Below are 26,285 nucleotides of genomic sequence, written 5' to 3' on the forward strand. Positions count from 1 at the left end.
GCCATGACAAGTTCGCCTCCCTCCGCCGTCGCGCGGAACCGAGTATCGCTTCGCCGCCCTCTGCTGGCCCTCACCGTCGGCTTCGCGGCCTTCGCCATGAACGGGGCCAGCGCCCTAGCCTATGAAGCCCTTCTGGCCGAACCGCCCGTCGCCGCCGCCTCGTCGCAGGCGTCGCGCATCACCTCGCCGCGCGAGGCGTTCGGCCATGAGGTCGGGGCCGACTATCACCTGGTCAACTACAGCCAGTGGGAAGCCTATCTGAAGACCCTGGCCGGCCAGTCGGACCGCATGAAGCTGGTCGAGATCGGCAAGTCCTCGGAAGGGCGCACGCAGTACATCGCCATCGTCTCGACGCCGCAGAACCTGGCCAACCTGGACCGCTATCAGGAGATCGCGCGTCGCCTCGCAAAAGCCGAGGGCGTCAGCGAGGCCGAGGCTCGCGCCATGTCCGCCGAGGGCAAGGCCGTGGTCTGGATCGACGGCGGCCTGCACTCGACCGAGACCGTCCCGCCCCAGGCCCTGATCGCCGCCGTGCACGAATGGCTGACGGCCGAAGACCCCGAGGCTCTGCGCGTCCTGAACGATGCGATCATCCTGTTCGCGCCTCTGAACCCGGACGGGATGGAGCTGGTCTCCAACTGGTACATGCGCAACGAGGACCCGCTGAAGCGCGAGTTCGCCTCGATCCCGGTGCTGTACCAGAAGTACGTCGGCCACGATAACAACCGCGACTACTACCTGTCGGCCATGGCCGAGACGACCAACGTCAACCGCCAGTTCTTCCGCGAGTGGTTCCCGCAGATCATCTACAACCACCACCAGACGGCGCCGGCCGGGACGGTGGTCTTCATGCCGCCCTTCCGCGACCCCTTCAACTACAACTACGACCCGCTGGTCATGGGCACCCTGTCTGAAGTCGGCGCGGCCATGCACAGCCGCCTGATCGAAGAGGGCAAGCCCGGCTCGACCATGCGCAGCGGCGCCAGCTACTCGACGTGGAACAACGGGATGGAGCGCTCCATCACCTACTTCCACAACGCCGTGGGCCTGCTGACCGAGATCACCGGCCACCCGACGCCGAGCCAGATCAGCCTGATCCCGCAGAACCAGCTGGCCCGCAACGACCTGCCCATGCCGGTCGCGCCCCAGACCTGGCATTTCGCCCAATCGATCGAATACTCGCAGTCGATCAACCGCGCCGTCCTGAACTACGCCTCGCGCAACAAGGACCGGCTGCTGTTCAACATCTGGCGCATGGGCCAGAACGCCATCGACAAGGGCAATACCGACACCTGGCGCGTCACGCCGACGGGGATCGAAGCCCTGCAGGCGGCGGCCGGCGAGAACGTCCGTCGCGTCGATCCGGCTCTCTACAACTCCATCCTGCGCGACCCGGCCCGTCGCGATCCGCGTGGCTACGTCATTCCGGCGGATCAGGCCGACCTGCCCAACGCCGTGGCCTTCCTGAACAGCCTGATCAAGACGGGCGTGGACGTGGACCGCGCCACCCAGGCCTTCACCGTCAGCGGCAAGACCTATCCGGCCGGCTCCTATGTGGTGAAGACGGCCCAGGCCTATCGCCCGCACGTGCTGGACATGTTCGAGCCGCAGGATCACCCCCACGACCTGCAATATCCGGGCGGCCCGCCCAAGCTGCCCTATGACGCCACCGGCTACACCCTGGCGTTGCAGATGGGGGTGCAGTTCGACCGCGTCCTGGACGGCTTCGAGGCTCCGACCGAGCGCGTCGCCGACGTCATGGCCCCGCCGCCGGGCAGGATCGAAGGTTCGGGCCGCGCCGGCTGGCTGATCGATCATGCGCCGATCAACGGCTACATCCTGTCAAACCGCCTGCTGAAGGCGGGCGTGCCCGTCTTCTGGCAGGAAGGCGAGACGCGCGCGGGCCGCGCCACTCTTGCCCCCGGCGCCCTGTGGATCCCGGCCAGCGACGCGGCGCGCTCCATCGTCGAGGCCTCCGTGCGCGATCTGGGCCTGAACGCCCACGCCGCCGCCCGCGTCCCCGGCGGCGACAGGATCGCGCTGAAGCCGGTGCGCGTCGGTCTGGTCGACCGCTACGGCGGCTCGATGGCCTCGGGCTGGACCCGCTGGATGCTGGAGCAGTTCGAATATCCGTTCGAGGTGGTCTATCCGCAGCGTCTGGACGCGGGCGACCTGGCCAAGGACTTCGATGTCCTGGTCTTCGCCTCGGACATGATCCCGACGGACCTGTCGGCGGCGGCACAACGCGACCAGCCGGACCCGGCCTCCATCCCCGCCGAGTATCGCGGCTGGCTGGGCAATATCACGACCGAGAAGACCGTGCCGCAGATCGACGCCTTCGTACGCGCCGGCGGCAGTGTCATCACCATCGGCTCGGCCCACCGCCTCGCCGCCGCCATGGGCGCCCAGGTCGAGGACGTGCTGCGGACCGACGACGGCAAGCCCCTGGCCTCGACCGATTTCTTCATCCCCGGCGCCATCCTGAAGACCGAGGTGGACAACCGTCAGCCCCTGGCCTTCGGCGCCCCGGCCCAGATGAACGTCTTCTTCAACCGCAACGCCGGCTTCCGTCACGCGGGCGAAGGCGCCCCCATCGCCCGCTATCCCGAACAGGTCGCCGTCGCCAGCGGCTGGGCCATCGGTCCGCAGAAGCTGTCGGGTTCGGACGCAGTCCTGGACCTTCCGCACGGCGACGGCCGGGTGATCGTTCTGGGCCCCGACGTGGTCAACCGCGCCCAGGCCCGGTCGTCGGTCCGCCTTCTGTTCAACGCCCTCTTCTACGGGCCGGCGGTCAGCGCCGAGGAATAGAAGCCGAGCCGGCGATCCGTTGCCGATCACACGTCCAACGCACGACGGCCGCCCGCTTCACCAGCGGGCGGCCGTTTGTTTCAGCGCTTGAAACCTCGATCGCCCGCCAATTATGCAACTGATTGCAAAAATCTCTGCCCCTGATAGAGTTATGCAATCGATTGCATAACAGGCCGCCGCCCATGCCCTACCCCGAACTGCTGAAGCCCCTCGATCTGGGCTTCACCACGCTGAAGAACCGGGTGCTGATGGGCTCGATGCACGTCGGGCTGGAGGAGGTCGAGAACGGCTTCGAGCGCATGGCCGCCTTCTACGCCGAGCGGGCGCGCGGCGAGGTCGGGCTGATCGTCACCGGCGGCATTTCCCCGAATGAGCGCGGCCGCCCCATGCCCTGGGGCGCCAAGCTGAACACCGAGGAAGAGGCCGAGCACCACCGCCAGATCACCGCCGCCGTCCACGCCGAGGGCGGCAAGATCGCCCTGCAGATCCTGCATTTCGGCCGCTACGCCTATCACCCCGACCTGGTCGCCCCCTCGGCCATCCAGGCGCCCATAACCCCCTTCGCCCCCCACGCCCTGACCGGCGAGGAGGTCGAGCAGACCATCGAGGACTTCGTACGCTGCGCGGCTCTCGCCCAGTCCGCCGGCTATGACGGCGTCGAGGTCATGGGGTCCGAGGGCTATCTGATCAACGAGTTCATCGCCGCCCGCACCAACCAGCGCGACGACGAATGGGGCGGCTCGTATGAGAACCGCATCCGGCTGCCGCTCGAGATCATGCGTCGCATCCGTGCACGCGTCGGCCCCGACTTCATCATCATCTACCGCCTGTCGATGCTGGACCTGGTCGAGGGCGGCTCGACGGCGGAAGAGGTGGTGCAACTGGCCAAGGCCATCGAGGCGGCGGGCGCCACCATCCTCAACACCGGCATCGGCTGGCACGAGGCCCGCATCCCCACCATCGCCACCAGCGTCCCGCGCGCCGCCTTCGCCTGGGTGACCAAACGCCTGAAGGGCGAGGTCTCCATCCCCTTGGTCGCCACCAACCGCATCAATACCCCCGAGGTGGCCGAGGGCCTGCTGGCCGAGGGCTATTGCGACATGGTGTCGATGGCCCGCCCCCTGCTGGCCGACGCCGCCTTCGTGCAGAAGGCCCGCGAGAACCGCGCCGACGAGATCAACACCTGCATCGGCTGCAACCAGGCCTGCCTGGACCACACCTTTGCGGGCAAGATCACCTCCTGCCTGGTCAATCCGCGCGCCTGCCACGAAACCGAACTGGTTATCGCTCCGACCGAAGCCGCCAAGAAGATCGCCGTCGTCGGCGCCGGTCCCGCAGGCCTCGCCTTCGCCGTCACCGCCGCCGAACGCGGCCACGACGTCACCCTGATCGAGGCGGAGAACGAAGTCGGCGGTCAGTTCAACATCGCCAGGAAAATCCCCGGCAAGGAGGAGTTCGGCGAGACCCTGCGCTACTTCCGCAAGCAGCTGGAGCTGACCGGCGTCACCGTCCGCCTGAACACCCGCGCCGAGGCTGAAACGCTCGCCGACGAAGGCTTCGACGAGATCCTCCTGGCCACCGGCGTCAGCCCGCGCACGCCCGAGATCGACGGCGTGGGTCACGCCAAGACCCTGTCCTACCTCGACGTCCTGCGCGACGAGGTTCCGGTCGGCAAGACCGTGGCCGTCATCGGCGCCGGCGGCATCGGCCACGACGTCAGCGAATATCTGGTCGAGCGCCATGAAACTCCGTCGATCGACCGCTTCTTCCGCACCTGGGGCGTCGATCCTGACTACAAGACCGCCGGAGGCCGCACCGCACCGCAGGTCGAACCGGCTGAGCGTCAGGTCTTCCTGATGCAGCGCTCGACCGGCAAGGTCGGCGAGCGTCTGGGCCGCACCACCGGCTGGATTCACCGCGCCGCCCTGAAGATGCACGGCGTCGTCACCGCCAGCGGCGTCGCCTACCGCCGCATCGACGACGCGGGTCTGCACGTGACCATCGACGGCGCCGACAAGACCCTGGCGGTCGATCACGTGGTCATCTGCGCCGGACAAGAACCCTTGCGCGACCTGCACGACGATCTGGTCGCGCGCGGCTGTTCGGTCCGCCTGATCGGCGGGGCCGACGTCGCCGCCGAACTGGACGCCAAACGCGCCATCGACCAGGGCGTGCGCCTGGCCGCCGCCCTCTAACCGAAGGAAAGCCCATGACGCTGAACCTGCATCCCGCCGCCGCCGCTTCCCTGGCGAAATGGCACGACATGGTGGCCCGCGCTGACGTGAGCGACCTGCGCGCCATCGTCCATCCGAACGCGACCTTCCGCTCGCCGGTGGCCTTCAAGGCCTATCACAGCGCCGACGCCCTGATCCTGGCGCTCGGCACGGTCATCACCGTGTTTCAGGACTTCGCCTACCACCGCGAGGCCGCCACCGCCGACGGCCTGAACGTGGTGCTGGAGTTCAGCGCCCGCGTCGGGGACAAGGGCGTCAAGGGCATCGACTTCATCCGCTTTGACGAAGACGGCCTGATCACGGACTTCGAGGTCATGATGCGCCCGATGAACGGGGTGCAGGCCCTGGCGGCCGAGATGGGCGCGCGCCTCGGCGCCCTGCTCCCCGCCTTCAAGGCCTCCTGAGGTTCGGCTATTCAGCCCCCATGTCCCTGCCCCACGCCCTGCTGACGTCTCTGGCCGAACGCCCCGGTTCCGGGTCCGAACTGGCCAGCCGCTTCGACCGCTCCATCGGCTATTTCTGGCAGGCGACGCATCAGCAGATCTATCGCGAGCTGGCCCGGCTGGAAGCGGCGGGCTGGGTCGAGGCGGAGCCGGTCGAGGGCGCGCGCGGGGGCAAGCGCCGCTTTCGCATCCTGCCGTCCGGTCGCGACGAACTGCGACGTTGGGTCAACGAGCGCCAGGACGCGCCCGCGATCCGAGACGAACTGATGGTGCGCATCCGCGCCGAGGCCGTCGTCGGTCCGACGGACCTCGCCGAGGAACTGGCCGCCGTGGTCGAGCGCCATCGCCAGAAGCTGGCGGCCTATCTGGAGATCGAGGCGCGGGATTTTCCGTCCGCCCCCGTCTCGCCCGAACGGCGACTGCAGCACCTCGTGCTGAAGGCGGGGATCGCGTTCGAGCGTCACCGCATCGCCTTCTGCGAGGACGCCCTCGTCATCCTGCGCCCGCCGCTCTAGCGCCGCGCAAAAAACGCCCATTATCGCCTTTCGCGCCGGGCCCCGGTTTCATCGCCCGCGCGTTCCATGCGAAGAGGTCCGCCCCCTCTCCCCAGGAACCGCCATATGGGCCGCTGGAACGCACGCAAGCGCATCGACGCCGACACTCAGAATTCGCATGACGGGCAGGCTCTGCCGCGCACCCTGCGCTGGCCGCATCTGATCGCCATGGGCGTGGGCGCCATCGTCGGCACCGGCATCCTGACGCTGATCGGCATCGGCGCCGACAAGGCCGGCCCCGCGGTGCTGCTGTCCTTCCTGATCGCCGGCTTCGTCTGCGCCTGCGCCGCCCTGGCCTATGCCGAGATGGCGTCGATGATCCCGGCCTCGGGCAGCGCCTACACCTATTCCTATGTGGTCATGGGCGAGGTCTTCGCCTGGATCATCGGCTGGAGCCTGATCCTGGAATACAGCCTGGTGGTCAGCGCCGTGGCCGTCAGTTGGTCGGGCTACGCCGCCCCCCTGCTGAACGGCTGGGCCGGCGTGCCCATGGCCCTGATGCAGGCGCCCCACGCGGGCGGCGTCGCCAACCTGCCCGCCCTCTTGATCATCGCCGTCGTCGCCGCCCTGCTGATCGCCGGCACCCGCAAGAGCGCCGGCCTGACCATGATTCTGGTGGCGGTGAAGCTGTCGGCCCTGGCCGTCTTCGTCTGGTTCGCCCTGCCCCATTTCGACGCCGCCAACCTGGAGCCCTTCAGCCCCTACGGCTTCGCCCGCAACATGGGCGCCGACGGCGTCGAGCGCGGCATCATGGCCGCCGCCGCCATCATCTTCTCGGCCTTCTACGGCTTCGACGCCATCGCCACCGCCGCCGAGGAAACCCGCAATCCCAAGCGCGACCTGGCCATCGGCATCATCGGCTCCATGTTCGCCTGCGCCGCCATCTATACGGTCATCGCCCTGGCGGCCCTGGGGGCCACGCCCTTCATCCAGTTCGCCAACAGCCCCGAGCCCCTGGCCCTGATCCTGCGCGAGATCAACCAGCCCGGCGCCGCCCGCTTCCTGGCCGTGACCGCCGTCCTCACCCTGCCGACGGTCATCATGGCCTTCTTCTACGGCCAGAGCCGCATCTTCTTCGTCATGGCGCGCGACGGCCTGCTGCCGCACGGCCTGTCCAGGGTGTCGAAGGGCGGCCGTCCGATCCGCATCACCCTGTTCACGGTCGCCGTCGTCGGCGCCATCAGCCTGTTCCTGCCGCTGGACGAGATCGTCGCCCTGGCCAACGCCGGCTCGCTGGTCGCCTTCACGGCGGTGGCGGTCTGCATGCTGATCATGCGCCGTCGCGCGCCCGACGCGCCGCGCGGCTTCCGCACGCCCCTGGCCTGGGTGATCGGCCCCATCGCCATCGCCGGCTGCCTCTACCTGCTGGCCAGCCTGCCGCAGAAGACGCACCTGTGGTTCCTGTTCTGGAACCTGGCCGGGATCGCGGTCTACCTGGCCTATGGCCGTCGCCACAGCCTGGCGGGCAAACAGCCCGCCTAGGCCGGACGGATCAGGCCAGGGCCTTGCGGTCCAGTTGATCGACGCGCGTCACACCGGTCAGGGCCATGGCCACCTTCATCTCGGCGGCCATCAGGTTCAGGACATGGCTGACGCCCGCCTCGCCGCGCGCCGCCAGGGCGTAGGCCCAGGCCCGGCCGATCAGCACGCCGTCGGCGCCGAGCGCCAGCATCCGCACGACGTCCAGACCGCTGCGGATGCCGCCGTCGGCCAGGATGGTCAGCCGCCCCTCGACCGCGTCGGCGATGGGCGGCAGGGCGCGGGTCGAGGACAGGACGCCGTCCAACTGACGCCCGCCATGGTTCGACACCACCAGGCCGTCAGCGCCCAGATCCGCCACGCGCTTGGCGTCGTCGGCGTCCAGAACGCCCTTGATGATCAGCGGCCCCTTCCAGCGCTCGCGCACCCAGGCCAGATCGTCCCAGGTCACGGTCGGATCGAAATTGTCGCGCATCCAGGCGAAGAAGTCGTCGATGCCGGTCTTGCCCTTCAGCACCGGCGCGACATTGCCCAGCGAGTGCGGCCCGCCACGGACGCCGACGTCCCAGGCCCAGCCGGGACGGCCGACCGCCTGCATGGCGCGGCGCATGTCGCCAAAGAAGCCCGACGCCCCGGCCAGACCCGAGTGATAGTCGCGATAGCGCGAGCCCGGCACCGGCATGTCGACGGTGAAGATCAGAGCCGGGCATTTCGCCGCCTCGGCCAGATCCAGCAGGTCAGCCATGAAGGCGCGGTCGCGGATCATGTAGAGCTGGAACCAGAAGGGCGTCGGACTGCCCGCCGCCACCTCACCGATGGAACAGGCCCCGACCGTGGACAGGGTGAAGGGCACGCCGAAGGCCGCGGCGGCGCGGGCGGCCTGAACCTCGCCGCGCCGCGCGTTCATCCCCGCCAGCCCGACCGGGGCTAGCGCCACCGGCAGGCTTTGCTTCTGACCGAACAGGGTCGCCGACAGATCGATGTCCGACACGTCGCGCAGCACCCGCTGACGCAGGGCCACGTCGCGCAGGTCGCTGACGTTCCGCCCCAGCGTCGTCTCGGCGTAGGAGCCGCCGTCGATGTATTCGAACAGGAAGAGCGGCAGGCGCCGACGCGCCAGCTCGCGGTAATCGGTGATGGAGGCCGCCTTCACGCCGCCCGCCCTATTGCAGGTTCACAAAGGCGCCGCCGTCGACCAGCAGGGCCGCGCCGGTGACATAGGCCGCCATGTCCGAAGCCAGGAAGGCGACCGCGCCGCCGATGTCCTCGGGCTGACCCAGACGGCCCAGCGGGATGCGCCCTTCCATGTATTCGCGCTTGGCCGGATCCGCCAGGTCGTCCTTGTTGATGTCGGTCAGGATGGTGCCCGGCAGCACCGAGTTGCAGCGGATTCCGTGCTTGCCCAGGGCGATGGCGCAGGACTGCATCAGGCTGTGCACGCCCGCCTTGGTCGGGGTGTAGTGGGTCTGGAACTCGCCGCCGACCAGGGCCGAAATCGAGCTGATGGCGACGATCGCCCCGCCCTTGCCCTGCTTGACCATCTGGTTCGCCGCGGCCTGGGTCATGAAGTAGGCGCCGTGCAGGTTGACCTCCATCGTCCGCTTGAGCGTCTCCGCCGGCATGTCGAGGAAGGCGTGGAAGGGGCAGATGCCGGCGTTGGAGACGAAGACGTCCACCTTGCCGAAGGCCTCGACCGCCGCATTCACAAAAGCCGCCGCCGTTTCCGGCAGGGCCACGTCGCCCTCGACCGAGATGCAGCGGCGACCGTGCGCCTCAACGGCGGCGATCACTTCCGCCGCCGCTTCGCCGCCCGAGTGGCTATTGATGGCGACGTCGGCGCCCTGTTTGGCCATTTCCACGGCCACGGCCGCCCCGATGCCTCGCGATCCTCCAGTGATGAGGACGACCTTGTCTTTAAGCAGCATGGGGGCTCCGTACAGTCTCAGTGAGTTCAGGGTTTGGGGGTCCAGCCCAGGTCGCCGCTGATGGCGTTGGCGGCGTCGGTGACCGTCTTAGTCAACTCGGCCATCCGGGCGTCGGACATGTATTGGGCGGCGGACGAGACACTGATCGCGGCCACGATATGCCCGTCGACCGAACGAATCGGCGCGGCGACGCAGCGGACCTGATCCTCGTTCTCCTCAAGGTCGAAGGCGTAGCCCTTCTCGGCATAGCCGCGCATCCGCTCCATCCAGACGGCGCGGGCGGCGGAATCGAACGGCGCGCCCTCGGGGGCGTAGAAGTCGCTCCACTCCGGCTCGGCCTTGTCGAGGATCAGCGCCTTACCCAAACCGGTCGAGGCGATGGGGTGACGCTCGCCCAGACGCGAGCCGATGTTGACGCGCCGACGGCCCGGCACCTTGTCCAGGTAAAGAGCGAAACGGCCATCCAGAACGCCCAGATGCACCGTGTCGTCGGTCGCCGCCGACAGATGCTCCAGCCAGGGACGCGCCACGCGCGGCAGATGCATCTGCTGGCTGGCGGCGTGGCCCAGCTCCAGCAGTTTCGGGCCGAGGCTGTAGCCTTCGCGCGGGCGGAACGACAGCAGGCGCCGGTCCACCAGAGCCGAGGCCAGACGGTGGGTGGTGCTGCGCGTCAGCTCCAGCTTCTCGGACAGTTCGGCCAGCGGCAGCGAGCCGTCGATCAGCGCGTCTATGACATCCAGACCGCGCAGCAGAGTCTGGCTGCCGGAGGCCTTGGCCCCGGTTTCCTCTTCGCCCTCGCCGTGTTCGGTCTTGATTGACGTCATTCGTCCCATCTCGTAATCCTCATTCCCAGAATGTAGCAAAACACGCAAGCGGGCCGCTCAAATGGTTGGCAAGTTTGACGGGTCGCACGGAGGAACGCCAGTGAAATCCCGCATTATGGGAGTGGATTACCGTATCTCGGTGATTTGCCAATGAGCCGCCTGCCGAAAATCAAACACGTCCGCGCATTTGTTGTGAAAAACGACGGCACGGGCGGCGGCGCCGACTATCACGACCAGGGCGACGGCCACTGGATCGACGACCACATCGCCACGCCGATGGCCAAGTACCCCGAGTACCGCCAGAGCCGTCGCAGCTTCGGCATCAATGTGCTCGGCACCCTGGTCGTCGAGATCGAGGCCGAGAACGGCGTGGTCGGTTTCGCGGTGACCACCGGCGGCGAGCCCGCGGCCTATATCGTCGAAAAGCACCTGGCCCGCTTCCTGGAAGGCCGTGATCCGTCCGAGGTCGAGAAGATCTGGGACCAGATGTATTTCTCGACCCAGTATTACGGTCGCAAGGGTCTGGTGGTGAACGCCATCTCCGGCGTCGATCTGGCCCTGTGGGACCTGCTCGGCCGCCTGCGTCAGGAGCCGGTCTTCGCCATGCTGGGCGGCGCGGTGCGCGACGAGCTGACCTTCTACGCCACCGGCGCCCGTCCCGACAAAGCCAAGGAACTGGGCTTCATCGGCGGCAAGATGCCCCTGCACCACGGCCCGGCCGAGGGCGAGGAAGGCCTGCGCAAGAACCTGGCCGAGCTTGAGGCCATGCGGAACGCCTGCGGCGACGACTTCTGGCTGATGTTCGACTGCTGGATGGCGCTGGACCTCAACTACGCCACCCGCCTGGCCCACGAAGCCCACAAGCTGGGTCTGAAGTGGATCGAGGAGGCCCTCAGCCCCGACGACTATTGGGGGTATCAGGCGCTGAAGAAGAATGCGCCCAAGGGGATGCTGGTCACCACCGGCGAGCATGAGGCCACCCGCTGGGGCTTCCGCATGCTGCTGGAAATGGAATGCTGCGACATCATCCAGCCCGACGTGGGCTGGTGCGGCGGCGTGACCGAACTGCAGAAGATCTCGGCCCTGGCCGATTCCAAGGGCGTGCTGATGATCCCGCATGGATCATCCGTCTATTCCTACCACTTCGTCGTGACGCGCCATAACAGCCCGTTCGCGGAGTTCCTGATGATGGCTCCGGGCGCCGACGAGGTCGTGCCGATGTTCCATCCGCAACTGATCGGCGAACCCGTCCCTGTGAACGGCAAGCTGAAGGTTCCCGACACCCCCGGCTTCGGCGTCGAGCTGAACCGCGACATCGCCCTGCACCGCCCCTACGCCCGCTAAGAAGGCCCCTCTATGAAACTCCTGCGTTATGGCCCTGTGGGCCAGGAAAAGCCCGGCACCCTGGACGCCGAGGGTCGCATCCGCGACCTGTCCGGCGTCATCGCCGACATCACCCCGGACCAGCTGTGGGGCGAAGGCCTCGCCGCGCTGAAGGCGATTGATCCCGAGACCCTGCCCCTGGTTGAAGGCCAGCCGCGCTACGGCGTGCCGGTCAAGGGCGTGCGCAAATTCATCGCCATCGGCCTGAACTTCGCCGACCACGCCGCCGAGTCCAACCTGCCCATTCCGGCCGAGCCCGTGGTCTTCACCAAGGCCGTGTCCTGTTTGACGGGTCCGAATGATACCGTTGTCATTCCCCGCGGTTCCGAGAAGACCGACTGGGAAGTCGAGCTGGGCATCGTCATCGGCAAGCGCGCCTCCTACGTCGAGCAGGCCGACGCCCTGGATCACGTCGCCGGCTATGTCCTGATCAACGACGTGTCGGAACGCGCCTTCCAGACCGAGCGCGGCGGCACCTGGGACAAGGGCAAGGGCTGCGACACCTTCGGCCCGGTCGGTCCCTGGATCGTCACCACGGACGAGGTCGGCGACGTTCAGACGCTCGACATGTGGCTGGACCTCAACGGCAAGCGCATGCAGACCGGCAACACCAAGACCATGATCTTCGGCGTGGCCGAGATCGTCTCCTACGTCAGCCAGTTCATGACCCTGGAACCCGGCGACCTGATCACCACCGGCACGCCTCCGGGCGTGGGTCTGGGCCAGAAGCCCGAGCCCTTCTACCTCAAGGCCGGCGACGTCATGGAGCTGGGCATCGAGAAGCTGGGCAGCCAGCGTCAGTCGGTCGTCGCCTGGTCCAAGGACGTGGTTGCATGAGCGCCTATCACGGACGTTTCACCGGCCGCACCGCCGTCGTCACCGGCGGCGCCTCGGGTCTGGGCAAGGCCTCGGCAGCGCGCATCGTCGCCGAGGGCGGCAAGGTCGTGCTCTGGGACCTCAACGCTGACACGCTGAAGGCCGCCGCCGAGGAAGTCGGCGCGACCGCTGTCGTCGCCCTGGACGTGGCCGATCCGGCGGCCGTCGAGGCCGCCGCCAAGACCTCGCATGAGGCCCTGGGCGGGCGCATCGACATTCTGGTGGCCTCGGCCGGCATCACCGGCGCCACCGTCCCGGTGCACGAGTTCCCGCTCGACAGCTGGAAGCGCGTCGTCGACATCAATCTGAACGGCGTCTTCTACTGCTGCCGCGCCGTGACCCCCTACATGCTCGACAACGGCTATGGCCGCATCGTCAACGTGGCCTCGGTCGCGGGCAAGGAAGGAAACCCCAACGCCTCGGCCTATTCGGCGTCCAAGGCGGGCGTGATCGGCTTCACCAAGTCGCTGGGCAAGGAACTGGCCGGCAAGGGCGTCATCGCCAACAGCCTGACCCCCGCCACCTTCGAAAGCCCCATCCTGGAGCAGCTGCCGCAGAGCCAGGTCGACTACATGCGCTCCAAGATCCCGATGGGCCGTCTGGGCGAGGTCGAGGAAAGCGTCGCCATGGTCTGCTTCATGGCCTCGGAAGAATGCAGCTTCACCACTGCCTCGACGTTCGATACGTCGGGCGGCCGTACGACCTACTAAGGAGCGCCGCAGGTGGGCCGCGACCTTCGCATCGTCGATCCGCACGTCCACCTGTGGGACCTGTCGCGCGCCCGCTACGGCTGGCTGCAAGACGATCCCCTGCCGAACAATCCGGCGGGGGACATGTCCCCGATCGCGCACCGTGACTACCTGCTGAAAGACTACCTCGCCGACACGGCGAACTGGCGCGTGGACAAGATCGTCCACGTCGAGGCCGGTCAGCCGCGCGGCCATCAGCTGGCCGAGACCGACTGGCTGCAGGCCCTGTCCGACGACTACGGCTACCCGCACGGCATCGTCGCCGGCGCCGACCTGACCGACCCCGACCTGGAAGCCCTGCTGGAGGCCCACGCCGCCCGTCGCAACGTCCGGGGCGTGCGCCAGATCGTCTGCTGGCACGCCGATCCGAAAAAGACCTACAATCCCGCCGATCCCCTGCTCGACCCGAACTGGCGCACAGGCTTCGGCAAGCTGGCGCGCCACGGCCTGTCCTTCGACCTGCAGCTCTATCCGTCGCAGATGGCCAGGGCGGTCGAACTGGCCGACGCCCATCCCGACATTCCCCTGATCATCAACCACGCCGGTCTGCCCACCGACCGCGACGCCGAGGGCTTGGCGGTCTGGCGCGCCGGGCTGAAGGCCCTGGCCGAGCGCCCGCAGGTCTCGATCAAGATTTCCGGCCTCGGCATCACCGACCGCGCCTGGACCCTGCACTCCATTCAACCGATCGTGCTGGCGTGCATCGAGACCTTCGGAACCCGCCGCGCCATGTTCGCCAGCGACTTCCCGGTCGAGCGCGTTCACGGCAGCTTCGACGCCTTCTATTCCGCCTTCGACGACATCACGCGCCACTTCAGCGCCGATGAACGCGACCGTCTGTTCGCCGCCAACGCCGAGGCGATCTACCGCATCTGACCCATCATTCGCCGAGCCCGCATCAAGACGGCGCCGGCCCCCGAGGAAGCCCGAGAGGACGACATGAGTATCGAAACCGACGCCGCCCACACCCCCGGCGGTCTCGCCGTGCCCGCCGGCAACCTGCGCGGTCCGCTGGCCTTCGCCATCGCCTGCTTCCTGATCTGGGGTCTGGCCTATGGCCTGCTGGACGTGCTGAACAAGCATTTCCAGGACACGCTCAGCATCAGCCACGCCGACAGCGCCTGGCTGCAGATCGCCTATTTCGGGGCCTATCTGCTGCTCAGCGTGCCCGCGGGCATGCTGCTGAACGCGCGCGGGTACAAGTTCGGCATCGTCACCGGCCTGATGGTCGCGGCGGTCGGCGCCCTGCTCTTCATTCCGGCGGCCAGCGCGGGCGCCTTCCTGCCCTTCGTCGGCTCGATGTTCGTTCTGGCGGCGGGTCTTTGCATCCTTGAGACCAGCGCCGACACCTATGTGAACGTCCTGGGTGACCCGGCGCGCGCGCCCCAGCGCCTGAACCTGGCCCAGTCCTTCAACGCCCTGGGCGTCTTCTTCGGCCCCCTGATCGGCGGCGCGGTCTTCTTCAGCCCGACCACGACCGAGGCTCTGGGCGGCGCCACCCGCTCGATCCAGATCGTCTATGGCCTGATCGCCCTGGGCGTCGTGCTGTTCGCCCTGGTGGTGTGGCGCGCCCGTCTGCCCGAAACGGGCCTGGCCGACCACGGCGGCGAGGACGCCGGCGGCGTCGCCAGGCCGCTGTCCAAGCAGCCGCACTTCGTCGCGGGCGTCATCACCCAGGCCCTCTACATCGGCGCCCAGGTCGGCATCGGCGCCTTCTTCATCAATCTGGTGACCCAGAACTGGCAAGGGCTGAGCGCCCAGACTGGCGCCTTTATGCTGTCGCTGGCCGCCATCGGCTATCTGGTCGGCCGCTTCGCCGCCACCGCCCTGCTGCTGAAGATCAAGCCGCGCGCCCTGCTGACCGCCTATGGCGTCATCAACGTCATCCTGACGCTGATCGTGGCCGCCGGCATCGACAAGGTGTCGCCGATCGCCCTGATCGCCGTCTTCTTCTTCATGTCCACCATGTTCGCCACCATCTTCGCGCTTGGCACGACGGGCCTGGGCGCCGCGACCAAGAAGGCCTCGTCCCTGATGGTCATGGCCATCGGCGGCGGCGTCCTGCTGCCCTGGCCCATGGGCAAAATCTCCGACCTCTATGGCGCCAATGTCGCCTTCCTGTTGCCCGCCGCCTGCTTCGTCGTCGTCGCCTGGTACGGCTGGAAGGGCGCCGGTCTGGGTCTGAAGACGGAGACCAACTGATGCGTCTGCGTTCCGCCCTGCTCGCCTTCACCCTGCTAGCCGGCCCCGCCGCCCTGCCCCTGAGCGCCTGCGCCCAGACAATGCAGCCCGCCTCGGCCGTCGCTCCGGCAGCCCCGATCGACCGGCAGGCCCTGGCCCAGCGCCACAATGTGACGCTGACCGCCATCGACCGTCACGCCCCGATCATGCTGGGCAACGGCGACCTGGGCTTCACCGCCGACATCACCGGCCTGCAGACCTTCCCCGAGCAGTATTCGGAACTGGCCCCCCTGCTGACCATGGCTCAATGGGCCTGGCACAGCTTCCCCAACCCCGAGGGCTACACCGAGCAGAACGGGCTGGTGAACGTCCCCGTCCCCGGACGCGGCGAGCAGCCCTATGCCTGGATGAAGTCCTGGGCCGAGGCCGAGACCAACCCCGCCTTCACCTGGCTGCGGGCCAACCCGCACCGCATCTCGCTCAGCCGCATCGGCCTGAGCTTCAACGACGGCCGCGCCCTGGACTTCGCCAAGGTGGCGGACGCCCGTCAGACCCTGGACCTGTGGAACGGCGCCCTGACCAGCCGCTTCACCTATGACGGTCAGCCGGTCGAGGTCGTGACCCGCGTCCATCCCGAGCTCGACATGGTCATGGTCGAGATCGCCTCGCCACTGGTCGCGTCTCAAGGCCTGGGCGTTCAGGTCCGCTATCCCGGCGTCAACCCGGCCATCAATCCCGACCCGACCAGCTTCGACGCCACGGGCGTCCAGAGCCTCGAAGTCGTCGCCTTCGATACGGGCGACGTCCGTATCCGCCGCAGCCTGGACGACACCGCCTATTATTCCGGCATCACCGCATCGGGTAAGATCGAGCAAAACGGCGCCGACCGCTTCAGCGTCGTCGCCGGCGGTCGCGAGCGGCTGACCGTCATGGTCCGCTTCGACCAGAAGGCCGACACCACCAAGGCCCCCGCCTATTCCGCCAGCGTCCAGGCCGTGACCCGCCATTGGAACGCCTTCTGGACGGAAGGCGGCGCCGTCGACTTCACCGGCTCCACCGACCCGCGCGCCACCGAACTGGAACGCCGCGTGGTCCTGTCGCAGTACCTGTCCGCCGTGAACGGCGCGGGCGAACTGCCGCCGCAGGAAGAGGGCCTCTTCTCCAACTCCTGGTACGGCAAGTTCCATCTGGAGATGCACCCCTGGCACGCCGGCTGGCAGGCCATGTGGGGCCGCCCCGAACTGCTGGAGCGCAGCCTGCCCTGGTATCTGGGCAATCTCGACAACGCCCGCGCCGAGGCCGCGCGCCACGGGGTCAGGGGCGCCTGGTGGCCCAAGATGGTCGGGCCCGAGGGCCGCAACAGCCCCAGCCTGGTCTCGCCCTTCATCATGTGGCAGCAGCCGCACCCGATCCTGCTGGCCGAACTGGTCTGGCGCTCGGAGAAGAACCCGGCGGTGCTGGCCCGCTACGGCGAACTGGTCGAGACCACCGCCGACCTTCTGGCCTCCTGGCCCATCGAGGCGAACGGCCGCCTGAACCTCGGCACGCCCCTGATCCCGGCGCAGGAAAACTATGATCCCCTGACCACCATCAACCCGACCTTCGAGGTCGAGTATTTCCGCTGGGCGCTGGAAACCGCGCAGCAGTGGCGCGTCCGGCAGGGACAGCCCCGCCGCGCCGACTGGGATCAGGCGCTGGCGAAAATCGCGCCGCCCGCGATGAAGGACGGCCTTTACCTGCCGGTCGAGAGCGTGCCGGACTTCTGGGAAACGGCCATGTCCGAGGCCTGCCGCAAGCATGCGGCGGCGGCCCAGTGCAAGAACCGCGACCACCCCTCCTTCCTGATGGCCTACGGCTTCATCCCCGGCGCGCGGATCGACCCGAACGCCATGCGCCGCACCTTCGAGGCGGTGGAGCAGAACTGGGACGTGCGCCAGACCTGGGGCTGGGACTTCCCCATGATGGCCATGACCGCCGCCCGCCTGGGCGAGCCGGAAAAGGCCGTCGACTGGCTGTTCGCCGACCTGAAGAACAACCAGTGGGGCGTCACCGGCATGACCCCGCGCGTCCACCTGGACGAGCACGCCGACGAACTGGTGCCGGTCTCCGCCGGGGCCGGCGGCGTCGCCATGGCGGTGAACCCGGACGGCGCCGGCTATCGCCGCGCGGCCGAGACCTACTTCCCGTCCAACGGCTCGTTGCTGATGGCGGTGGGCCTGATGGCCGGCGGCTGGGACGGCTCGACCGGCCATGCGCCCGGCTTTCCGAAAGAAGGCTGGACCGTGCGGGTCGAAGGCCTGACGCCCGCGCCCTGATGACGATGAGTAACGAGGACCGCCCCATGACGACCTCCCGCCGTTCCGCCCTCAAGGCCCTGCTGGCCGCCCCCGCCCTGGGGGCCGCCGCGAGCGCCGCCCCGTCAGCCTCGGCCCAGGCCGCGCCGCAGCTGCAACCCGCCCTGCCCCCGGCCGGTCAGGTCCCGGCCTGGCCCGCGCCCAACACCGCCCCGCCCTCGACCCAGGAGACGCCGCACCAGCCGCCGCAGTGGACGGGTCCCGTGCCGACGGACTGGGTCGATCAGAAGACCGGCCACCGCATCCGCCGCCTGACGCCGGACGGCGGCGGCAAGCCCTATTTCTACAAGAACATGTTCCTGCCGGCGAAGGCGGGGGCGCCGGACCTGATGGTCGTCTCGACGCCCCAGGGCATCTCGACGGTGGACCTCAAGACCTGGGCGCTGAGCGTTCTGGTCCCTGACCGCAACGCCGACCTGATGTTCACCGGGCGCAAGGGGCGCAACGTCTACTACTCGGTCACCGAGCCGGGCGAGGCCCAGTTGATGGACCGCGCCAAGACGATCTACGTCATCGACGTGGACACGAAGCGCACGCGCCGGATCGCCCGCATCCCCAACGGCAACGTCAACTCGGTCAACGCCGACGAGACCCTGCTGCTGGGCTTCGTCGCCCATGGGTCGGAACCGCTTCAACCGGGCGTCGGCGACCCGCGCAACCGCCGCTTCGATCAGGCCGAATACGCCGCCAACGGTCCGGATGGAAAGCCGCTGAACTTCGCCCGCGCCAAGGGCGTGCGGATGCTGCAGCGCTGGGCCGCCCGCTATCCGATGGAGATCTTCGTCATTGACATGGCGACGGGCGAGCGCCGCGTCATCCACTCGACCAACGAGTGGATCGGCCACACCCAGTTCTCGCCGACCGATCCCGACCGCATCATCTTCTGCCACGAAGGCCCCTGGCACCGCGTCGATCGCATGTGGACGATGAAGGTCGACGGCTCGGACCTGCGCAAGACCCACACGCGCACCATGAATTTCGAGATCTTCGGCCACGAGTGGTTCAGCCCTGACGGCAAGCAGGTCCTCTATGACCTGCAGACCCCGCGCGGTCAGGTCTTCTGGGTCGCCTCGGTGGACCTGAAGACGGGCAAGCGCGTCTATCGCCGGGTCGAGCAGAACGACTGGTCGGTGCATTTCAACGTCTCGCCCGACGGTAAGATGTTCGCCGGCGACGGCGGCGACGGCGACATGGTGGCCCATGCCCCGGACGGCAAATGGATCGTGCTGCTGCGTCCCGAGCCTATCGTCGACGAGGACCCCTCCAGCGACAAGGACGACCAGATCAGCGTCGAATACCTGCGCTCGGAACGGCTGGTGGACCTGTCCAACCACGATTACCGGCTGGAGCCCAACCTGACCTTCACGCCCGACGGTCGCTGGATCGTCTTCGTCTCCAACATGCATGGCCGGAACCACGTCTATGCCGTCGAGGTGGCCCGCGCGGCCTGACCCCCTCCCGCACTCGTATGAACGAAGGCCCCGGAGCGATCCGGGGCCTTTTTCTTATCTCGCCCGCCCCTTCTAGATACCCGCGTTCCGCAATTCAGAACCCGATCCCAGGTGTTTTTAGCGACGACGCGCGTCGTCATCCCCTTGCTTGAAAACACATTTTCGACGCCTTGCGGGCATCAAAATGCGCGGCCGACATCAGTCTGTTGCAAAAGACGGGAAGCTGTTGCAAGAAGTGGCACGCGCTGACGTCCAACTATGCGCGACACCATACCAACAAATGACACCGGTGCCACTGGCCCCGGTGCGGGGAGAGAAACATGGAACGGCCCTTCAGCCACGCCCGGACTCTGTGCATCGCCGGCGTTTCGGCGACCGCCCTGCTGTGGGGCGCCGCCCCCGCCTTCGCCCAGGAGGCCGCGCCCGCTCCCGAGCAGGAAGAAGCCACGACTGTCGACGAGATCGTCGTCACCGGCTTCCGCTCCAGCCTGCAGCAGGCCCTGAACGTCAAGCGCCGCGAAGCCGGCGCCGTGGACGCCATCCTGGCTGAAGACATCGCCGACTTCCCCGACCAGAACCTGGCCGAGGCCATCCAGCGCCTGCCCGGCGTGACCATCGAACGCGTCAACGGTCAGGGCACGACCATCTCGGTGCGCGGCCTGGGCGCCGACTTCACCCGCACCCGCATCAACGGCCTGGAGGCCCAGGCGGCCTCGGGCGGCAACCGCAACCGCAGCTTCGACTTCTCGATGTTCGCGTCGGAACTGTTCAACAGCATCAAGGTCCGCAAGACCCAGTCGGCCGAGATCGAGGAGGGCTCGCTGGGCTCGACCGTCGACCTGCAGACCGGCCGCCCGCTGGACTTTTCGCGCAGCGGCTTCAACTCCGCCCTGTCGGTCCAGGCCTCGTATAACGACCTGTCGGAAAAGACCGTGCCGCGCACCGCCGGCCTGCTGAGCTGGTCGAACGAGGACAAGACCTTCGGCATTCTGGGCTCGATCGCCTATTCGGAGCGTTCGCCGATCCTCGAAGGCTTCAACACCACGCGCTGGCAGAAGGGCGACGCCACCCGCGCCTATGGCGTCGGTCAGAACTTCGGCGGCTGCGTCCCCTGCACGACCGAAGCACAACGCACTGAACTGCTGAACGCCTTCTACCCGCGCATCCCGCGCTACACCTTCGGCAACACCCAGGAAGACCGCCTGGGCCTGACCGGCGCCCTGCAATGGCGCCCCAGCGACCGCACCGAGGTCGTGCTGGACCTGCTCTGGTCGCGCCTGAACTCGGAGCTGGAAAGCCCCAACGTCGAGGCCTGGGCCTTCAGCCGCGCCGCCGTGAACAACGTCATCGTGCGCGACTACGCCATCGACGCGAACAAGAACGCCCTGTCCTACGGCGTCTTCGACAACATGCTGGTGCGCTCGGAAAACGGCTTCACCCGCAACGAGAGCACCTTCGCCCAGGCCTCGCTGAACGTCCGTCATGACTTCACCGACCGCCTGCGCGGCAACATGAAGCTGGGCCTGAACAAGTCGGAGGCCCGCACCCCGATCAACGTCACCTACGCCTTCGAGCAGGCGGGCGTGAACGGCTACACCATCGACTTCCGCGGCAATGACCGCCTGCCGATGATCAACTACGGCTACGACATCACATCGGGTCAGAACTTCACCCTGGTGCAGGGCACGCGCAGCACCAGCGGCGGCGACTTCGACAACAATGTCGTGGCCGGCGCCCTGGAATACGACTGGAACCCGTCGCTGACGTTCAAGGCCGGCGGCGAATACCGCACCTATGGCTTCAGCACCTGGGGCGTCTCGCGCGCCGCCACGGCCACGGCTGGCGCCGACCGCATCACCGGCGTCGACGCCCTGGGCAAGATCGTCAGCATCGACGGCAAGATCGGCGTGCCCGACGGTTCGAGCATGAACTTCATCGTGCCCGACATCTGGAAGATCAACGACTTCCTCAGCGTCTATGACGATCCGCTGGTGCCGAACCGCAGCGAACGCGAAGTCGACGAAACCGACAAGGGCGTCTTCGTCCAGGCCGACTTCAACACCGATATCGCCAACATGGTGGTGCGCGGCAATGTCGGCGTCCGCTACGCCCAAACTGAGGTCGAGTCCAAGGGCTGGCAGACGGTGACCACCCCCACCGGGCCGACCTACAGCTACGTCACGGCCACCAACGACTACGACGACGTCCTGCCGTCGTTCAACCTGGCCATCGAGCCGCGCGACGACCTGGTCATCCGCCTGGGCGCCGCCAAGGTCATGTCGCGTCCGACCCTGGGCGATCTGACGCCGGGCGGCGGCGTTTCGCCGACCACGCGCACCGTCTCCTACGGCAACCCGCTGCTGGATCCGTTCCGGGCCACCAACTACGACCTGTCGGTCGAGTGGTACTTCCAGAACGAGGGCCTGCTGGCCGCCGCCGTCTTCTACAAGGACATCGACAGCTTCATCACCTCGGTGACCGAGTCGATCGTCTGGAGCGACCTGGGCCTGCCGGACGACCTGCTGCAGGGCGCCGCGCGTCCGACCGACGTCTTCCAGGTCACGCGCAAGCTGAACGGCCAAGGCGGTTCGCTGCACGGTCTGGAAATCCAGTACCAGCAGCCCTTCACCTTCCTGCCCGGCCTGTGGTCGAACTTCGGCTTCATCGGCAACTTCACCTATGTCGACTCCGAGGTCGATTACGGCGCCGCCGGCAAGAACCGCCTGACGGGTCAGTCGAAGAACACCTTCAACACGACGCTGTATTACGAGGACGGTCCGTTCCAGGCCCGCGTCTCGGCGGCCTATCGCAGCGGCTACCTGATGTCCTTCCCCGGCGGCAACGGCAACTCGGAAGAAGGCATGAACGCCACGACCTACGTCGACGCCTCCATGTCCTATGACATCTCGGACAGCATGACGATCTCGCTGGAAGGCATCAACCTGACCGACGAATACAATGATCGCTACGTCGACGTGGCGGACCGCGTGTCCGACTACCGCCACACCGGCCGCGAGATCGCTATCGGATTGCGCTGGAAATACTGATCTTCCTCCCTGAGCCTTTCAGCGCATCACTTGGCCCGGAGCGTTCTCGCTCCGGGCCTCTTTTTTGCCTGCCAGCCAAGCAGCAAAAAGCCCCGACGCCTGTGGCGCCGGGGCTCTTTTCGTTCCTGAAACAGTTGGCGTCCTAGAGGCCCACCACCCCGCGCGAGGCCGTCACCTTGGGGCCCGTCCCGTCCAGGGTGTCGATCCTGCAGTCGCTGAAGCGCCAGTTGTCAGCATTGGCGATGCTGCCCGCCTCGCGCACGTCCCAGTCCAGTCGGTCGAAGGTGAAGTCGCGCAAGGGCGCCTCCTCATAGGCGGCGGCCTCGAAGCCGATCTTGCCGCCGACCGCCTTGATGTCCGACAGGCGCACGTCGCGGATACGGGGGATGCCCTGCTCACGCGGCACCGGTGTGGCCAGGGCGCGCCAGTAGTCGGGAATGTCAGTGATCCCCGCCGGGATCTGGGCGTAGGAGTAGTTCGGGTACCAGTTCAGATTGACCCTAAACAGGGTGGCCACGTCCTGCAGGTGGATGTTCTTCAGGGCGATGTTGTTGATCACCCCGCCGCGCGTATGGCCCGACTTGAAGAAGATGCCCAGCGGCACCGGGTACTCGATGCGCAGGCCCGACACCTCGATGTCCTCGAACCCGCCCGAAGTCTCGCTGCCGAAGGTCATGCCGGCGTGGGCGTCGCGCACGATGCAGTCGCGAACCTTCACCTGACGACAGGGCCGCGCCACGCGCAGACCGTCCCAGTCGCGTCCGGCCTTGATGCACAGGGCGTCGTCGTTGACCGCGATGTCGCAGCGCTCGACCAGAACCCGTTCCGACGAGTCGATGTCGATGCCGTCCGTCGAGGGGCCGCGACCGCCCAGGTTGTTGCGGATGATCAGGTCCGACACCTTCACGTCGCGCGAATAGCAGACATGGACGGTCCAGAAGCCCGATCGCGCCAGGTTCAGGCCCGACACCTCGACCGCCTCCGCGTCATAGACATGGATCAGGCGCGGACGACGGCAGTCATAGTCGGCGGCCCAGCGCAGCCCCTTGGGATCATAGTCGCGGCGCATGGCCCAATAGCTGTCCCAGAAGACCTTGCCGTCGCCGTCCACCAGACCCTCGCCGGTGATCTTCGCGTTCTTCTCGCGATAGATGTTCAGCAGGCCCGCGGGCCATTCCATCTCGATCCCGGCGACTCGGGTGCGGACCATGGGATAGGCGGCGATGTCGCGCAGGCCCTTGATGGTGGCGCCGCGTCCGATCAGCAGGGTCACGTTCGACTTCACGAACAGCGAACCGGACAGATAGACGCCGGGCCTCAGCACCACCGTGCCGCCGCCTGCGCCCGACGCCGCGTCGATGGCGGCCTGGATCGGACGGGTGTTGATCGTCTCGCCGTCACCGACCGCGCCGAAGTCGGCGGCGTCAAAGGTGCGCCCCGTCGACTGGGCGAAGGCGGGCGGGGCCGCGGTGGCGATGGCCCCGGTCAGGCCGAGTTGCAGCAGGGAGCGGCGGTGCATGGGCGTTCCTCAATATGCTGGCCGCCTTGGGCGACGGCGTCTTGTCGCGCGGTGTCATTCCGACTTGCGCTGCTCATCCACCATTTTATGGTACGCATAAGCAAATAGTGAAACCCCAAACGCATCGGGGTTCGTACCGGAGAGAACGCCTGTGACGCTACGCCGCGCCGTGCCGACGATTGCCGCCTTCCTGCTGGCCAGCACCGTCCTGACCTCTCCCGCCCTGGCCCAATCGGCCGCCGGACAGCCCTGGGCGCCCCAGTCCAACCCCGGCGTCGAGGCCGAATGGCTGACCGCCAAGCCGCGTCCCGACCTCAACTTCCGCGCCGACGCCCGCCCCTCGCGCGAACAGACCATGGCGGCGGTCGAATACGTCGCCTCGTCCCAGATCAAGGACATGGCCCAGCGCCCGCTGGCCCTGTCGACCGGCAGCAACCTGACGCAGATGTCGTCCAACTGGGTCGCGGCGACCTTCTATATCGGCGCCGCCAAACTGGCGCGGGTGTCGGACGATCCCGAGACCCTGCGCTTCCTGACGGCGGTGGCCGAGCACTACAACTACAGCCTGCGCGGCGCCCGCTCCGGCCCGACCATGCTGAACGCCGACGACCAGACCATCGGCGACCTCTACATCGAGCTCTACTCCCGCCGGGGTCAGGACGGGGTGCTGATGCCCCTGCGTCAGCGGCTGGACTACATGGTTCCGCACCTGAACCGCACGGCCGAGACCGAGGCCTCGATCTGGTGGTGGGCCGACGCCCTCTACATGGCCCCGCCCGTGCTGGCGCGCATGTCGGCCGTGACCGGCGATCCCAAGTACGTCCGCGCCATGGACAAGGAGTTCCGCCGCACCATCGACCGCCTGTGGGTGCCCGAGCAGCGCCTCTTCCTGCGCGACCAGCGCTTCAAGGACCGCACGGAGGCCAACGGCCAGCCCATCTACTGGAGCCGCGCCAACGGCTGGGTCATGGGCGGCCTGGCCCGCACCCTGGAGGCCATGCCCGCCGACTTCGAGGGTCGTCAGGACTACATCGACATCTTCCAGGCCATGGCCGGGCGCATCCGCGAGCTGCAGCAGGACGACGGGCTGTGGCGCGCCAGCCTGCTGGCGCCTGAGCTCTATCCGCAGGCCGAGACCTCGGGCTCGGTCTTCTACGTCTACGCCATGGCCTGGGGCATCAACCACGGCCTGCTGGACCGCGCGACCTATGAGCCCGCCGTGCTCAAGGGCTGGGCGGCGCTGAACCGCCACGTCCTGCCCAGCGGCCTGATCGGCGCCACGCAGAAGACCGGCGACATGCCCGTGCCGACCGATCCCAACGAGGTCGGCCTCTACACCACCGGCACCTATCTGCTGGCGGGACTGGAAGTCGCCGACCTGAACGGCGCGCAAAAGAGCCTGCCCCTGGCCGAACCGGCCCGCGATACGCCCGCCGTCATCGCCGCCACCACGCCGACGCCCCCCGCCCCCGTCACCGTCGTCGGCGAGGCCGAGATCAGGCGCCGCGCCGAGGAGATGCACGCCACCCGCGCCCTCTCCTACGACCCGACCGCCCTGGGCCGCCCCGCCGAGGTCGAGCGCCTGACCCCGCCGCCCGCCGACCAGCAGCAGCCACGCGCCGTGGTCCGCTTCGCGCCCGACCGTCTGGACGACCTGCTGTGGGAAAACGACCGCGTCGCCCACCGCATCTACGGCCCGGCGCTGGAGGCACGCGAGGCGCCCTCGGGCTCTGGCATTGATGTCTGGGCCAAGCGCGTCCGTTACCCCTACATGGACCGCCAGCTGCGCTTCCCCAACTACCACGTCGATCGCGGCGAGGGGCTGGACTACTACGACGTCGGGCGCGGGCGCGGCTCGGGCGGTCTGGGCGTCTGGTACGACAACAAGCTGTGGACCAGCCGCAACTTCTCGACCTACCGCATCGAGGAGACCGGCGGCGATGAAGCCCGCTTCAGCGTCGACTACCGCCCCTGGCCCGTCGACGTGGCCCGCCAGGTCTGGGAGACGCGCGACTTCTCCCTGCCGCTGGGCTCGAACTTCACCCGCATGACCTCGACCCTGAACTCGGACACCGCCGAGCCCCTGATCGTCGGCATCGGCATCTCCAAACGCCGGACCGCCGCCGGCGCCGGCGCCGTCACGCGCGACGCGGAGAACGGCCGTCTGATGTTCTGGGAGCCCGCCAATCCCGAGCATGGCTCGATCGGCATCGCCATCGCCGTGGACCCCGCCCTGGTCGAAGGCTTCGCCGAGGACGCCGACAACTACCTGATCCTGGTGCGCGTCACGCCCGGCCGGCCCTTCACCTACTACATGGGCTCCGCTTGGGACGGCGGCCTGGACTTCAGGACCCGCGAAGCCTGGGAGAGTTTCGCCGCAGGCCAGACCTTCCGCTTCTAGACGCCGCCTGCGCTCGAAGCCCCCGCTTCGGGCGCACCAAAGCCTCGCTCGCTTCAA

18 protein-coding genes are annotated in these 26,285 nt (G+C 67.8%); 14 read left to right on the plus strand and 4 right to left on the minus strand.

The features are described from left to right. The first annotated feature begins 3 nt into the window (after window positions 1-3). The 5 genes from RTY13_RS01275 (at window position 4) to RTY13_RS01295 (ending at window position 7,521) form a co-directional block, all read left to right on the plus strand. Window positions 4-2,808 carry a M14 metallopeptidase family protein gene (locus tag RTY13_RS01275; protein ID WP_409450267.1) on the plus strand — a complete coding sequence of 935 codons (2,805 nt, stop codon included), beginning with the start codon at window positions 4-6 and terminating at the stop codon, window positions 2,806-2,808. Between the two features lie 182 nt (window positions 2,809-2,990). Then, the gene (locus RTY13_RS01280; RefSeq protein ID WP_312780575.1) at window positions 2,991-5,003 is read left to right on the plus strand and encodes an NADPH-dependent 2,4-dienoyl-CoA reductase; all 2,013 of its coding nucleotides are present in this window, start codon (window positions 2,991-2,993) and stop codon (window positions 5,001-5,003) included. A 14-nt stretch (window positions 5,004-5,017) separates the two neighbouring features. Beyond that, window positions 5,018-5,446, plus strand: coding sequence for a nuclear transport factor 2 family protein (locus RTY13_RS01285; RefSeq protein WP_312780577.1), 429 nt, complete (start codon window positions 5,018-5,020; stop codon window positions 5,444-5,446). 20 nt (window positions 5,447-5,466) lie between these two features. After that, window positions 5,467-6,000: a PadR family transcriptional regulator gene (locus RTY13_RS01290; RefSeq protein ID WP_312780579.1), complete on the plus strand. Its 534-nt coding sequence runs from the start codon at window positions 5,467-5,469 to the stop codon at window positions 5,998-6,000. A 105-nt stretch (window positions 6,001-6,105) separates the two neighbouring features. Continuing rightward, window positions 6,106-7,521: an amino acid permease gene (locus RTY13_RS01295; RefSeq protein WP_312780581.1), complete on the plus strand. Its 1,416-nt coding sequence runs from the start codon at window positions 6,106-6,108 to the stop codon at window positions 7,519-7,521. A gap of 10 nt (window positions 7,522-7,531) precedes the next feature. Here the strand turns inward: RTY13_RS01295 and lldD are convergent, their stop codons facing one another. From lldD to RTY13_RS01310, 3 genes are read right to left on the minus strand one after another with little or no spacing between them, the layout of a single operon-like run. Beyond that, the gene (gene lldD, locus RTY13_RS01300) at window positions 7,532-8,671 is read right to left on the minus strand and encodes an FMN-dependent L-lactate dehydrogenase LldD (protein WP_312780583.1); all 1,140 of its coding nucleotides are present in this window, start codon (window positions 8,669-8,671) and stop codon (window positions 7,532-7,534) included. 10 nt (window positions 8,672-8,681) lie between these two features. Further along, window positions 8,682-9,443, minus strand: coding sequence for an SDR family NAD(P)-dependent oxidoreductase (locus RTY13_RS01305; RefSeq protein ID WP_312780585.1), 762 nt, complete (start codon window positions 9,441-9,443; stop codon window positions 8,682-8,684). 26 nt (window positions 9,444-9,469) lie between these two features. After that, window positions 9,470-10,267 (minus strand): IclR family transcriptional regulator, encoded by a 798-nt coding sequence (locus tag RTY13_RS01310; protein WP_312780587.1) that lies wholly within the window; start codon window positions 10,265-10,267, stop codon window positions 9,470-9,472. 150 nt (window positions 10,268-10,417) lie between these two features. Between RTY13_RS01310 and rhmD the strand changes: the two genes are divergently transcribed. From rhmD to RTY13_RS01350, 8 genes are all read left to right on the plus strand, one after another. Next, entirely contained in the window at window positions 10,418-11,611 is a 1,194-nt protein-coding gene (gene rhmD, locus RTY13_RS01315; RefSeq protein WP_312780588.1) for an L-rhamnonate dehydratase, read from the plus strand. A gap of 12 nt (window positions 11,612-11,623) precedes the next feature. After that, on the plus strand, window positions 11,624-12,487 hold the full coding sequence (locus RTY13_RS01320; protein ID WP_312780589.1) for a fumarylacetoacetate hydrolase family protein: 864 nt from the start codon (window positions 11,624-11,626) through the stop codon (window positions 12,485-12,487). Then, window positions 12,484-13,236, plus strand: coding sequence for an SDR family NAD(P)-dependent oxidoreductase (locus RTY13_RS01325; protein WP_312780590.1), 753 nt, complete (start codon window positions 12,484-12,486; stop codon window positions 13,234-13,236). Before RTY13_RS01320 ends, RTY13_RS01325 begins: the two co-directional genes overlap by 4 nt. A 12-nt stretch (window positions 13,237-13,248) precedes the next feature. Then, window positions 13,249-14,151, plus strand: a complete 903-nt coding sequence (locus RTY13_RS01330) for an amidohydrolase family protein (RefSeq protein WP_312780591.1) — start codon at window positions 13,249-13,251, stop codon at window positions 14,149-14,151. A gap of 63 nt (window positions 14,152-14,214) precedes the next feature. Beyond that, a complete protein-coding gene (locus RTY13_RS01335; RefSeq protein ID WP_312780593.1) occupies window positions 14,215-15,477 on the plus strand; it encodes a sugar MFS transporter in 1,263 nt (420 codons plus the stop codon). Continuing rightward, complete coding sequence (locus RTY13_RS01340; protein WP_312780594.1) at window positions 15,477-17,771, plus strand: hypothetical protein; 2,295 nt, start codon at window positions 15,477-15,479, stop codon at window positions 17,769-17,771. Before RTY13_RS01335 ends, RTY13_RS01340 begins: the two co-directional genes overlap by 1 nt. 26 nt (window positions 17,772-17,797) lie before the next feature. Beyond that, window positions 17,798-19,261: an oligogalacturonate lyase family protein gene (locus tag RTY13_RS01345; protein ID WP_312780595.1), complete on the plus strand. Its 1,464-nt coding sequence runs from the start codon at window positions 17,798-17,800 to the stop codon at window positions 19,259-19,261. A 320-nt stretch (window positions 19,262-19,581) separates the two neighbouring features. Continuing rightward, window positions 19,582-22,308, plus strand: a complete 2,727-nt coding sequence (locus RTY13_RS01350) for a TonB-dependent receptor (RefSeq protein ID WP_312780596.1) — start codon at window positions 19,582-19,584, stop codon at window positions 22,306-22,308. A 142-nt stretch (window positions 22,309-22,450) separates the two neighbouring features. Here the strand turns inward: RTY13_RS01350 and RTY13_RS01355 are convergent, their stop codons facing one another. After that, window positions 22,451-23,827 (minus strand): glycoside hydrolase family 28 protein, encoded by a 1,377-nt coding sequence (locus RTY13_RS01355; RefSeq protein WP_312780598.1) that lies wholly within the window; start codon window positions 23,825-23,827, stop codon window positions 22,451-22,453. A gap of 151 nt (window positions 23,828-23,978) precedes the next feature. On the opposite strand from RTY13_RS01355, the gene RTY13_RS01360 reads away from it, so the two are divergent. Next, window positions 23,979-26,228: a glycoside hydrolase family 88 protein gene (locus RTY13_RS01360; protein WP_312780600.1), complete on the plus strand. Its 2,250-nt coding sequence runs from the start codon at window positions 23,979-23,981 to the stop codon at window positions 26,226-26,228. Window positions 26,229-26,285: the final 57 nt, after the last annotated feature.

Origin of the sequence: Brevundimonas sp. (assembly GCF_032055285.1) — a bacterium.
Lineage (GTDB): Bacteria > Pseudomonadota > Alphaproteobacteria > Caulobacterales > Caulobacteraceae > Brevundimonas.